General features: G+C 28.6%; 13 protein-coding genes and 1 pseudogene. 3 read left to right on the top strand and 11 right to left on the bottom strand.

What is annotated here, in order from left to right; translation table 11 throughout:
• Positions 1 to 26 precede the first annotated feature (26 nt).
• Complete coding sequence (miaB, locus tag LEQ07_RS15930; protein WP_263331410.1) at positions 27 to 1,505, bottom strand: tRNA (N6-isopentenyl adenosine(37)-C2)-methylthiotransferase MiaB; 1,479 nt, start codon at positions 1,503 to 1,505, stop codon at positions 27 to 29.
• Positions 1,506 to 1,696: 191 nt separating this feature from the next.
• Between miaB and LEQ07_RS15925 the strand changes: the two genes are divergently transcribed.
• Together LEQ07_RS15925 and LEQ07_RS15920 are read left to right on the top strand one after the other, a co-directional pair.
• Positions 1,697 to 2,347, top strand: coding sequence for a DUF421 domain-containing protein (locus LEQ07_RS15925; RefSeq protein WP_046821946.1), 651 nt, complete (start codon positions 1,697 to 1,699; stop codon positions 2,345 to 2,347).
• 18 nt (positions 2,348 to 2,365) lie between these two features.
• Positions 2,366 to 2,746, top strand: a complete 381-nt coding sequence (locus tag LEQ07_RS15920) for a DUF4363 family protein (protein ID WP_046821945.1) — start codon at positions 2,366 to 2,368, stop codon at positions 2,744 to 2,746.
• Between the two features lie 127 nt (positions 2,747 to 2,873).
• On the opposite strand, the gene proC is transcribed toward LEQ07_RS15920, so the two are convergent.
• The 8 genes and pseudogenes from proC to LEQ07_RS15885 form a co-directional block, all read right to left on the bottom strand.
• Positions 2,874 to 3,680, bottom strand: coding sequence for a pyrroline-5-carboxylate reductase (gene proC / locus LEQ07_RS15915; protein WP_263331408.1), 807 nt, complete (start codon positions 3,678 to 3,680; stop codon positions 2,874 to 2,876).
• Between the two features lie 26 nt (positions 3,681 to 3,706).
• Positions 3,707 to 6,075: pseudogene (gene hypD, locus LEQ07_RS15910) on the bottom strand (trans-4-hydroxy-L-proline dehydratase).
• 195 nt (positions 6,076 to 6,270) lie between these two features.
• Positions 6,271 to 6,990: a glycyl-radical enzyme activating protein gene (locus LEQ07_RS15905; protein WP_332843274.1), complete on the bottom strand. Its 720-nt coding sequence runs from the start codon at positions 6,988 to 6,990 to the stop codon at positions 6,271 to 6,273.
• A 20-nt stretch (positions 6,991 to 7,010) separates the two neighbouring features.
• A complete protein-coding gene (locus LEQ07_RS21955; protein WP_332843273.1) occupies positions 7,011 to 7,265 on the bottom strand; it encodes a cupin domain-containing protein in 255 nt (84 codons plus the stop codon).
• An 11-nt stretch (positions 7,266 to 7,276) separates the two neighbouring features.
• Positions 7,277 to 7,573: a helix-turn-helix domain-containing protein gene (locus LEQ07_RS21950; RefSeq protein ID WP_332843272.1), complete on the bottom strand. Its 297-nt coding sequence runs from the start codon at positions 7,571 to 7,573 to the stop codon at positions 7,277 to 7,279.
• A gap of 147 nt (positions 7,574 to 7,720) precedes the next feature.
• Positions 7,721 to 8,878 (bottom strand): MFS transporter, encoded by a 1,158-nt coding sequence (locus LEQ07_RS15895; RefSeq protein WP_263331407.1) that lies wholly within the window; start codon positions 8,876 to 8,878, stop codon positions 7,721 to 7,723.
• A 188-nt stretch (positions 8,879 to 9,066) separates the two neighbouring features.
• Positions 9,067 to 9,594 (bottom strand): dicarboxylate/amino acid:cation symporter, encoded by a 528-nt coding sequence (locus LEQ07_RS15890; protein WP_263331419.1) that lies wholly within the window; start codon positions 9,592 to 9,594, stop codon positions 9,067 to 9,069.
• Entirely contained in the window at positions 9,477 to 10,313 is an 837-nt protein-coding gene (locus LEQ07_RS15885; protein WP_263331405.1) for a dicarboxylate/amino acid:cation symporter, read from the bottom strand. Before LEQ07_RS15885 ends, LEQ07_RS15890 begins: the two co-directional genes overlap by 118 nt.
• A gap of 211 nt (positions 10,314 to 10,524) precedes the next feature.
• Between LEQ07_RS15885 and LEQ07_RS15880 the strand changes: the two genes are divergently transcribed.
• Entirely contained in the window at positions 10,525 to 11,409 is an 885-nt protein-coding gene (locus tag LEQ07_RS15880) for an AraC family transcriptional regulator (RefSeq protein WP_025162480.1), read from the top strand.
• A gap of 36 nt (positions 11,410 to 11,445) precedes the next feature.
• Here LEQ07_RS15880 and LEQ07_RS15875 read toward each other — a convergent pair whose 3' ends face one another.
• Both LEQ07_RS15875 and LEQ07_RS15870 read right to left on the bottom strand, forming a co-directional pair.
• The gene (locus tag LEQ07_RS15875) at positions 11,446 to 12,411 is read right to left on the bottom strand and encodes an ornithine cyclodeaminase family protein (RefSeq protein WP_263331403.1); all 966 of its coding nucleotides are present in this window, start codon (positions 12,409 to 12,411) and stop codon (positions 11,446 to 11,448) included.
• 107 nt (positions 12,412 to 12,518) lie between these two features.
• On the bottom strand, positions 12,519 to 12,870 hold a 352-nt coding region (locus tag LEQ07_RS15870; RefSeq protein WP_263331402.1), incomplete at its 5' end, for an SH3 domain-containing protein.

Here is a 12,870-nt window from a genome sequence, read left to right as displayed (position 1 = left end):
ATTTAATATTATATATTACATCTATATTATACAAAAAAAAACAACCTTTGTGGTTGTTTTTGAAAATATTTCCTATTTTCTATTACTCCGTTTAATGAGAATGTTCTTGAATCTAATATCTTAACATTCACAAGTGTTCCTACAATATCTTGTACATCAGATTCAAAATTAACTAATTTATTTTGTCTAGTTCTTCCTGTAAATTTATTTTCGTCGGTTTTACTTCTTCCCTCAACTAAAACTTCAACTACTTTTCCTTCATATGATTTGTTTATTTCTGCACATATGTCATTTACTTCTGCTAAAACTTTATTAAATCTTTCATGTTTTATTTCTTCTGGAATTTGATTTTCCATTTTAGCTGCAGGAGTACCCTGTCTCTTAGAGTATATAAATGTAAATGCCGAATCATATCTAACTTTTCTTACAACGTCTATAGTATCCTCTACATCTTCTTCTGTTTCACCAGGGAATCCTATCATTAGATCTGTAGAAAATGCTATATCTGGAACTTCCTTTTTAGCTTTTTCTATTATATCTAAATAGTATTCTTTAGTATAGTGTCTGTTCATTATCTTAAGCAACTTAGAACTTCCACATTGAACTGGTAAGTGTAAGAATTCACATACTTTATCACAATCTCTAATAGCATATATAACTTCATCTGATATATCTTTAGGGTGAGATGTCATAAATCTTATTCTTTCTATTCCTTCGATTTCATTTACCATTCTTAAAAGTTCATCAAATCTAATTGGATTTTCTAAAGTTTTTCCATAAGAGTCAACATTTTGACCAAGTAAAGTTACTTCTTTTGTTCCATTAGCTACTAATTCTTTTATTTCATTTATTATATCCTCTGGAGTTCTACTTCTTTCTCTACCTCTTGTGTAAGGAACTATACAATAAGTACAGAAATTGTTACATCCATACATTATGTTTACAAAGGCTTTAAGCTCAAACTTTCGATTACTTCTAAGCCCTTCTACAACTTCTCCATCTACATCCCAAACATCTATTAAAGTTTTTTCAGTATCCATAGATTTAGCTAATAATTCAGGGAATTTATATAAGTTATGTGTACCAAAAACTAAATCAACATGCTTATATTTAGTTTTTATTTCTTCAACAACATGACTTTGTTGCATCATGCATCCACACACAGCTATTTTTAAATCTGGATTTTTTCTTTTTAAAAACTTTAACTGACCTAAGTTTCCATATACTTTTAACTCTGCATTTTCTCTTACTGCACAAGTATTGTATATAACTAAATCACATTCTGCAGCTGTTAAACCTTGAATATATCCCATATTATCTAACATTGCACATAATTTTTCAGAGTCATGTTCATTCATTTGACACCCAAAAGTTTGTATCATATATCTAGGTTTTCTTCCATGTATTGCATAATATCTATTTGTCGTTTCAGCTATAGCTTCTATAAATCTATCTTGCTCTTGAATTTTTTCTATAGGAACGTGTACTTGTTTTCTTTTACCCACAACTAGCCCTCCTTAAATTACTTCGATGACATTTTGCTGTCTAATTTTTGAATTTAAAATTAATTATACCAAATTTATACTTCATTTTAAAGATGCATTTGACATTTGCTTGTATATATTTTTTATAAATACAAATAATAGTATATGTCTATTTTAAGATTAGACATAATAAAAATAAAGGATGGAAGCTTATGATTGTAGTTTTAATTAGAAGTATAGTTCTTTATATTGCGGTGCTAATAAGTCTTAGAATTATGGGAAAAGGCGAAATTGCCGAAATGAATTCATTTGATTTGGTTATAACGCTTCTAATTGCAGAAGTTGCCGCTATTCCTATGCAAAATAACGAAATTCCTATAATTTATGGAATCGCATCTCTTACTGGTTTAGTTTTTATGCAAATTGTAATATCTTTTTTAACTCTAAAATTTAAAAGCATTAGATTTTTGTTAAATGGAAATCCTGCAATTTTAATAGATAAAGGAAAACTTAACTATAAAGCTTTAAAAGAAGAAAGAGTATCTATGGATGAACTTTTAGAACAATTACGAATACAAGGTTATTTCAACTTAAAAGATGTTTATTACGCAATTCTTGAAACTGACGGTAATCTTAGTATAGTACCTACTCCTAGTTACGAAAAGGTTCCTACAGAAAACTTTAAGCATCTACCATTACCTTTAATATTAGATGGTGAAATAATAAAACAAAACCTTAATACTATAAATAAAAGTTCAGATTGGCTTTTATCAATCCTAAAAAAACACAATATAGATTCAATATCAGAAACGTTAATTTGTGTATTAGATGAAAAAGATAACTTCTTTATACAGAAGAAATAATTTTTAGGAGGTGGATATATGAAATCTATTGTATTCACTATAGTTTGGACTATTGCTTTAGTTATATTTGGCCTTTTTATATCTGTAAAAGCCGAGGATTTCTCTCTTAAATATAATAATGAAATGAATAAACTAGAAATGTATGTTAAAAACGAGGATTGGGAAAAATGCGAAGAATATACTAATGATTTAAAAAATGATTTCAAAGAAGAATCTAAGCAATTTTTTAAATTCTTAAACCATTGCCATATAGGTGATATAGAACTAGCTTTTAATGTATTGTCTGATGGGATTTATTTAAAAGATGTTTCAACTTGCTTAGAACAAATAGATATAATAAAAATTTCTCTTCATAGGTTAATTGAGTCAGAAAAACATAGTCTTGATCATATATTATAGAACAACTAATATAATTTTTTACTAGTTTAAATTAACATCTAAATAAAAAAGGTGAATATATAAGCTTCTTGTTCAAGACTTATGTATTCACCTTAATATTTTTGTAATTTTAATACATGTTTATTATTTACTTACTCATTTCTTTAGATTTTTCTATACAGTCATCAATTGCTTTTATAACTGAGTTTCTGAATCCTTCAGCTTCTAAAGTTTTAACTGCTTCTATAGTAGTTCCCCCTGGAGAACATACCATATCTTTTAATTCACCTGGATGTTTACCTGTTTCAAGCACCATTTTTGCAGAACCCATAACAGCTTGAGATACAAATGTATACGCTTGATTTCTTGGCATTCCAGCAGCAACTACTGCATCTGCCATAGCTTCTATAAACATAAATACATACGCAGGTGCTGATCCACTTGCTCCAATTACTGCATCTATTAAGTATTCATTTACTACTTCAGCCTTCCCAAATGAGCTAAATATTTCTTTTACAAGATTTAATTCTTCATCAGTTATATTTTTATTTTTACAAAGAGCACTCATACCTTCATTTACTAAAGCTGGAGTATTAGGCATAGTTCTAATAACCTTCTTATCTGAACCTATTACATTTTCTACTGATTCTATTGTTTTACCTGCAGCTATAGTTACAATTATTTTTTCATTGTCTATTAATTCTTTAACTCCTTCTAATACTATATCGTACACATTTGGCTTTACAGCTACAATAACTATATCACTGTTTTTTACTACTTCTTTAGAGTCATTTGTTGTATTTATTCCATATTCATCTTTAACATTTTCAAGTGATAGTTCATTTAAATCAGATGCAAACACATTGTTAGCCTCTACTAGTTTAGATTTAACAATCCCACCTATCATAGCCTTAGCCATGTTACCTGCACCTATAAATCCTATTTTTTTGTTCATAAATATATCTCCTTTTGTGTTATAAATTAGAAGCTTTGCTCTGTTCTTCCTATTATTTCATCTTGAAGAGCTCTGCTTAAGTTATTAAAGTGATCACTATATCCAGCAACTCTAACTATTAAGTCTTTATATTCATCTGGATTTTTTTGTGCTGCTAACAATACATTTTTGTCAAATACATTAAATTGTATGTGGTGTCCATCCATATTGAAATAAGCTCTAACTAAGTTAGACATATTTTCTAGCCCTTCTTCTCCTTGTACTACAGCAGGAGCAAATCTTTGATTTAAAAGCGTTCCTCCTGTTTTTAAATGGTCCATTTTAGAACAAGACTTGATAACAGCAGTAGGTCCATTCGTATCTCCACCTTTTTCTGGAGATATACCTTCAGATAATGGCTTTTGACTTAACCTGCCATTGGCACTAGCCCCCATAACTTCTCCAAAGTAAACATGGCATGTTGTAGGTAGCATATTTATTCTATACTCAGCTCCCATAGGAGACTTTCTTCCTGTAACTTCATTATAGAATGAATTAAATACATCTTGCATTAAATCATCTGCATAGTCATCGTCATTACCATACTTAGGAGTTTTGTTAACTACCATGTTATATATAGCTTCATATCCATTAAAATTATTTTTTAAAGCTTCTAGTAATTCGCTCATGTTAAACTTTTTCTTATCAAATACATTGTATTTTATAGAAGTTAAACTATCTGTTATAGTTCCTATCCCAACACCTTGTATATATTTTGTGTTATATCTTGCTCCACCTGCATTATAATCTTTTGCAGTTTTTATACAATCATCTACTATAACACTCATAAGTGGGGCTGGCATATGCTTTGAGTATATTCTTTCAATTACATTGTTTCCTTTTACCTTTATTTCTACAAAGTGATTTAATTGAGACTTAAATGCATTAAATAACTCCTCGTAAGATTTAAAGTTATTAGGATCACCAGTTTCTATCCCAAGCTTTTTATTTGTCATAGGGTCTATCCCATTATTTAAAGTTATTTCAAGAATTTTAGGTAAATTTAAATAACCTGTAAGTATGTATGCTTCCTTACCATAACATCCTGTTTCTACACAACCACTAGTTCCACCACATCTGGCATCTTCTATTGTTTTACCTGCTTCTAATAACTCTTGAATTATTGCTTCTGTATTATAAAATGCAGGCTGACCCCAACCTTTTCTAGAAATTTCACATGCTCTTTTTAAGAACTTACTTGGAGTTTTTTTACTAATTTGTACATTTGAACTAGGTTGTAATAATTTCATTTCATCCATTACATCTAGAATAATATAACTTACATCATTAACTCCATCTTTACCATCTTCCGTTACTCCTCCTGTATTTATATTTGCAAAGTCAGTGTATGTTCCACTTTCTTTTAGTGTAACCCCTACTTTTGGAGGTGCTGGTTGATTATTAAATTTAATCCATAAGCATTCTAAAATTTCTTTAGCCATATCTCTATCTAATGTATCATTTTCTACATCATTTTCATAAAAAGGATTTAAATGTTGATCAAATCTACCTGGACTAAATGCATCCCATATATTAAGTTCCGTAGTAACACCTATGTGAACAAACCAATACATCTGAACTGCTTGGTGGAATGTTTGTGGTTTATTTGCAGGTACTACCTCACAATTTTTAGCTATAGTTAATAAATCTTTTTTCTTATCTTCATCAGTTTCTTTCTCTGCTAATTGCTTAGCATATTCAGAGTAACGTTTTCCATATATAATTAAAGCATCACAAGCAATAGCCATTCCCTCTAACTGAGCTTTTTTATCATATGCTTCTTTATCGTTAACAAAATCTAGTTTGCTTATTTCTACTTCAATTTCCTTCTTTAAGTCTAAAAATCCCTTTTTATATATTGTTCCCCCACAAACTGTATGACCAGGAGCTCTTTGTTCCATAAACTCTGTAAACACTCCATTTTCATAACAATCTAACCATTCTTGTTCCATAGAACTAACTATTTTTTGTCTTATTTGTCTATTTTTCCAAAAAGGTATTATTTCATCTTCGTGAATTTTTTTACATCATCACTCACTTTAAAAGATATAATATCTCGTTTATCCATTATATCTAGATCTTCCATTGTATGGCAGCATAATTCTGGATAAGTAGGTGTACTTTGTGGCGAATCTCCTTTTTCTCCAACTATAAGTTCTCCATCATTTATACAAAGAGTTCTATTTTCCATATAGTGTTTAAATGCCAACGCTCTAAGCACTGGTATTTCAACACTTCCCTCATATTTTTTATATCCTTCTGTCATAAGCCTAGCTCTTTCAATAGTTATAAAAGGTTGAGTCTCTATACTTTGCTTTCTAAGTTTTTTAGTTCTTTCAAAACTTCCTCTTTCCATATGATTATCCCCCAATCTTTATTTCAAAATTATTTGCTTTGAAAATTTGTTTTATTTCCTCTAATTTCTCGTCTGAAGGTCGTTTTAAATTTTCTCCTTCATACTGCATATAAAGCTTTTTGTATTTGTGCATTCCTATATTGTGGTATGGCAATATATTAACTTTTGCAATGTTTAAAGGCTTTATAAAATCTATTATTTTTTAATTTCTTCATTGTTATCATCTACATTAACACCTTCTATTAATGGTATTCTTATGTTTATATTTGCTCCTTTTTCACTTAGCATCTTTAAATTATTTAGAATTAATTTATTTGATTTCTTAGTAAAAAACTCATGTTTTTCATCACTTATTAACTTTATATCGTATAAAAATGTATCCACAAATGGTAATATAGCTTCATAGTTATCAAACTTTGAATGTCCACATGTATCTATTGCTACGTTTATACCTTTTTGTTTTAATGAAATTACTAGTTTTTTTATATATTCTATATCCTGAGTCATTACTTCGCCTCCAGATAAAGTAACGCCTCCACCTGACTCTTCATAAAAGGCCATATCTTTTATTAATTCTTTTACTAAATCTTTTATTTCATATGTTTTCCCAACTATTTCCCTTGCATTGTTTAAGCAAAAATCTATACAAGTCTCACAATATGTGCACTTTTCTTTTTTCAATTCAATTACATCTAAACCTATATATATAGCTTCATTAGGGCATTTCTCTATACAATTCCCACACTTTAAACATTTTTCTTCATTATATAAAACTTCTTTTTTGTAATCCTGACTTTCTGGATTATGACACCAGATACATTCTAAAGGACATCCTTTAAAAAATACTGTAGTTCTAATTCCATCCCCATCATGTAAACTATATTTTTGTATATTTAATATTAGTGGCTTATTCATTTAATCACCTTCAAATAGTTTTAGTTATTATTAAAAGGATTTGGAGTTGCAACAACTATCATCCTTACCATTTTATTTGTATAATTAGCCCAATTGTGATTTTTTGAAGAATTATAGTGTATGCTATCTCCAGGGTATAATTCATGTTGTTCTCCATCTAAAAATAACGTTAGAGTTCCTTCTAATACATATACAAACTCTTCTCCTTCATGAGAATATGACTGTATATCTTCATCTGTATTATTTGGAATAATATCTAAAAACCTTGGAAGCATAACCTTTTCCTTTAAGTCGTTAGATAAATTGTACTGAATGCATCCTGATGTACATATATTAAAAACTTCTTTTCATAACTTCTAATTATTGGTCTTTTCTTAGTTCTTGGTTTTAAAAAGAAATAAGATAACTCAACTTCAAATACATCTGCTATGCTTCCTAAAGTATCTGTTGCTATACTAGTTAATCCTCTCTCTAACTGAGACAAAAAACCAATAGATAAGTTAGTTTTTTCACTTAAATCTTTTAATGTCATTTTTCTTTGCGTTCTCAAGCTTTTTATCTTAGCTCCTATATGCTCATTCATATTTAACCCCTCTTTCGAAAACCATTTCCTTAATTTAAATATACTATATTGTTATAAATTTGTCTATCATATTTTTTACATATAATTAACTTTTTTAGTTATATCAAATTTTTATATATAATTATAATATAAGAAAGCTATAGGTTATTACCCTATAGCTTTTGTATTTTTATTTTCTTTTTTTATACTACAAACAATAAATCCTAAACAAGTTATTACTATCGATAGTATATATATAGTTTTTAATCCAAACACATCTATTCCAAATCCAACTGGTAATTTGATTAATGCAGAAGAAACCCCTATTGCCATTGATGTTAATGTTAAGGCAGTAGCTTGAATTTCACTTGAAAACTTATCTTTTATATATCCAATATATGACACTAACATTGTTGAAAATGCTAAAGCTGTAAGTGGAGCCGTAAGTATGAATATCATTGGAGAAGTTGCAAATAAACAAGTTATCCATCTTATTAAAAATGTAAGTATACCTATTTTAAATACTTTTTTATATCCATATTTTAAAACTAACGAATTAATTTTTGACATAAAAAATATTTCAGGTAGAGCTGTAAATATTACTAATATGCCTATATCACCTTCACTTGCCCCTAGGTCAATTAAATATAATCCTTGATAGGCATTAGTTACTTCACTAATACTTATAGTACATATAACAATAGCTAAAAGCCATAAGTATGATTTGTCCCTTATAAGCTCTTTTAAATCTTCTTTCATGGTTGAACCTTTTAATTTTTCTTCTTCATCATATTTTTTAGAATCTAAAAACGGAAGTACTATTAAAGAAACCACGAATAAAATTATATATACTAAAAATATAATCCTAGAGTTTGATGTTACTTTTATAAGTTGCCCTGTTAAAAAACTTATAAGCGCAAAACCTACAGATCCTCCGCTTCTTATAATCCCATAATTTAAATTTTTATGTTTACAATAATCTGTAGTTATATTATCAGCTAAAGGTGATATTGCATATCTAAAGGCCTCCGCTAACGTAGCTACTATAAGTAACACAGGGAATAATTTTACACTTGAGTACATCCCCATTATTAAACAATTTATAGCTACACAAATTCCAAGTATTTTTTTATCTTTTTTAGTCATATCAGTTATAATCCCCCAAAGAGGAACAACCAATATTCCTATTATTGATGGTATAGATGTTATGATTCCTATTTGCGTAGCAGATAGATTTAATGATCCTTCTAAGTATGGAACTATATACGGTATAAATGCTCCTAAACCACCATATATAAGTACATAGTATAAATAGTATTTTGTCATGTCTTGCTCCCTTCAATCTGTTAAATACACTCCATTATATCATATTTTTGTAGTAAAATGATGAAAAATTCGCTTTGCTTGAGTGACTACGTCTGCGAACTACTTAATGTCGCTCAAATAATAAATAAAATTGCTTAAGCGTAAAAAAGACCTAGATATAGATGAACATCTATATCTAGGTCTTTTGTCTAGTTAGACTTAGAAACCAACCAGTTTTTACCTTCAACTAGTCTAGCAACCATCATTGCACAAACAGTATTTCCTGCTGAGTTTAATAGTGTTGCTGGTGCATCTATAACTGTTCCTAAAACAGTAATTATAGGTAACATTTCCGGTGAGAATCCAAATACACTTAGTATTAACATTTCTCCAATTACTCCGCCACCTGGTATAGCGCCTACAACAGCACCAACTAAAAACGAAACTACTAATATACTTAATAGTGTTGATGGATTAGTTATATCCACTCCAAAAATACCCATTAAAAATGTTATTTTTAATACGCCTCCAATTACAGATCCATCTTTATGGATATTGGCACCTAGTGGTACAACTGTTTCTGCTATATCATCTGGTACTCCCATATTTTTAGCAGAAACTAAATTAACTGGTATACATGCTGCACTTGAACAAGTTGCCACTGCTGTAACTGTTGGACCAACTGCATTTTCCAGAAAATACTTATACCTTCTTTTCCTCCTGCTAAATAAGCATATATTGTATAGAATCCAAAGTAATATATAACAGTTATTCCTAAATATAATAAAAATGCAGTTACATATCCCGAAAGTATTTGAGTCCCTAATTCACCTATAACAGATGCAAAGTAACATCCAAGACCTATAGGTGCATAATACATTATTATTTTTATAATATTCCCTATAACTTCTGATCCTTCTTCCACAAACTTTGCTATACCTTTTGCCTTTTCCCCAGCCATTGCAGTTGCAAGTCCAAATAGTACTGCAAATACTATAAGCTGTAACATATTTGACTTTGAAAACAACATGTTAAAATCATTAACTGTTACAGTTTTTACAATTTGATCTAAAAAACTAACTTTTTCAGCTTCTACGATTTCTCCACTTCCTATTATAGAAGTAAACATGCTAGAATCTAATCCTTTAGTTGGGTTTAAAATTATAGCTCCTAAAATACCTATTAATGCTGCTATGAATGCTGTTGATAAAAATACTATAACAATATTACCCATTATTTTCCCTAATCTTTTCATAGTGTTCATATTTGCTATTGCTGATGAAACACTGAAAAATACAAGAGGCACTAGTGACATAAATAATAAATTTAAAAATAAGTCCCCAAAAGGTTTTAGCATGGCAGCTTTAGGTCCTAAAACTACACCTACAATTCCTCCGATTAATATTGCGCCTAGTAATATTAATGATGATTTATAATTTTTTAAAAAGTTTTTCATTTGTCTTCTCCTTATTAATACTATCGCTTTAATGCACAATGAATTTTATTATATTATTATTTTTTACCATGTACATTGCGTAAAATGCCCTATGCATTGTAAAAAGTGCTATACTATATATAGACGATTACAATTTATCTTATTTACGGTATATTAAATTGTAAATATTTTTAAAGTTATTACTATTATTTGAATATGAGAGGTTGTTTTTATGGATATAAATAAAGAAAATATAGATAAGGTTGGATATCTTGATGATAATTTTAAAATATTTCATATAAAGGATATGAGAGATATAAAGTTTGACTATCATCACCATGACTTTAATAAAATTACAATTTTAATTTCTGGTGATGTAGATTATTTAGTAGAAGGAAAATCATATAAATTAAAACCTTGGGATATTTTATTTATAAATAATACTGAAATACATAAACCTATTATAAATCCTAATAAATATTATGAACGTATAGTTATATGGATAAATCCAGAATATATAGAAAAACATAATATATATGGAGATGATTTATTCACTTGTTTTAATATATCAAGTAAAAATAAATCTAATTTGTTAAGACTTAATCCAAATGACTTAGAAAATTTGAAAAACATTTTATTTAAAATTAAAGCTGCTGAGTCTTCTGATGAATTTGGTCATATTATACTTAAAAATTCTTTATTTATACAATTCTTAGTTTTAATTAATAGACTATTTTTAAAAAGCGATGATACTTCAGAAGATGTTGAGTACGATGAAACAATTCAACAAATTTTTAGTTATATAAATGATAATTTAAATAAAGATTTATCTATAGACACTATAGCTAATAAATTTTTCATGAGCAAGTATTATCTAATGCGTAAATTTAAGTCTCAAACCGGAAGCTCTCTACATAGCTATATAGTTCAAAAAAGACTTATTTATGCTAAGTCATTAATAAAAAAAGGATATCTTATGAGTGATGCTTGTATAGAATGTGGATTTAAGGATTATTCAAGTTTTGTTAGAGCTTTCAAAAAAGCCTATGGAGTTTCACCTAAGCATTATTTAGATAGGATAAGCGAATTCGAAAAAAATCCATTTGATATAGAATAAAAAACATGTCTAAAGTTTAAACTTTAGACATGTTTTTTATAATTCAATATTTTGGCCTATTTTTTTCTCTAAAGATTTTTTATAAATTTTATCAGCTACTACCATATCAAACAGCCCCATTCCAACCGACTTGTATAAAGTAGTTTTTTCTTTTAAATTCACGTTATTATTTTCTTTTAAAAATTCTCCCATATTTTTAATATCATCTGTTTTTATCAATCCTTTTTGTATCGGTACATACAGATCTCCACTTTCTTCCTTCGCAAAATCAGTATCTACTACTACAAGATCTGCAATTTCAAGTAATGCATCTGGTAACTCTCTCATGTCAGGTTTATAAGAACCTATTGCTATTATATGTTTTCCTCTCAACAATTCTTTATCTTCTTCTATAACTGGTTGGTATGAAGTTGTCGCTGTTACTATAACTTCACTTTTTTGAACTAACTCTCTAGAAGTTTCTGCTATATGTATATTAATATTTTTTAATTCTTTCTCTAGTTCATTTTTTAAATTAACTGCTTTTTCTTTTGTTCTATTATATAAGTAAACATTCTCTATATCTCTTGCCTTACATGCATATATAATTTGATAAAACCCCTGAACTCCTGTACCTATCAATCCTATGTTTTTCACATCTGCTCTTGTTGTATGTCTAACTCCAACACCACCTACTGCTCCAGTTCTAATTGCTGTAAGTGTTTTCCCATCCATCATGCAAACAACTTCCCCTGTATATATATCATTCACTAACATAATTCCATCAATTACAGGTTTGTTTATTTTTGCATTATTAGGTGCCACTGTAAGTATTTTCGTACCAAATGATTCTTTCGTAAAACAAGGCATATATAAAGAAGTTAAATCATTATTCTCAACTTGTAATCTATCTGGCATATTATACTCATTGTTTGCATACATTCTATATGCATCTTCTATAGCATCCATACACTCATCTAATGCTATAGACTTTATTATATCTTCACTATTTAAATAAATCATAAAAAATCTCCTTCCTAATTTTTATTTATATAATTATATCACTTTAACAAAAAGGAGTATATAAAACTATTTTTCTTGTTAGCTTTTATATACCCTTTTTTTAGTTCTTATCCTATTTTTATATAATCTCCTGATACATATCCGTATCCTCCATTATATTTTATCTTATGCCATCCATTTTTACTTTCTACTATCTCTACTTTTGCTCCATTTGATAGCGATCCTATTCTTGAATAACTTGCTCCATATCCATTTCTTACATTTAATGAAGTTGCTGTTACTACTCCTGTTTTTGTTGTAGCAGGTGGTATAGTTGTACTTCCATCTACTTTTATATAATCTCCTGATACATATCCGTACCCTCCATTATATTTTATCTTATGCCATCCATTTTTACTTTCTACTATCTCTACTTTTGCTCCATTTGATAGCGATCCTATTCTTGAATAGCTTGATCCA

This window comes from Paraclostridium sp. AKS73 (assembly GCF_025671395.1).
Classification (GTDB): domain Bacteria; phylum Bacillota; class Clostridia; order Peptostreptococcales; family Peptostreptococcaceae; genus Paraclostridium; species Paraclostridium benzoelyticum.
This window is presented reverse-complemented; position numbering and strand designations above follow the sequence as displayed.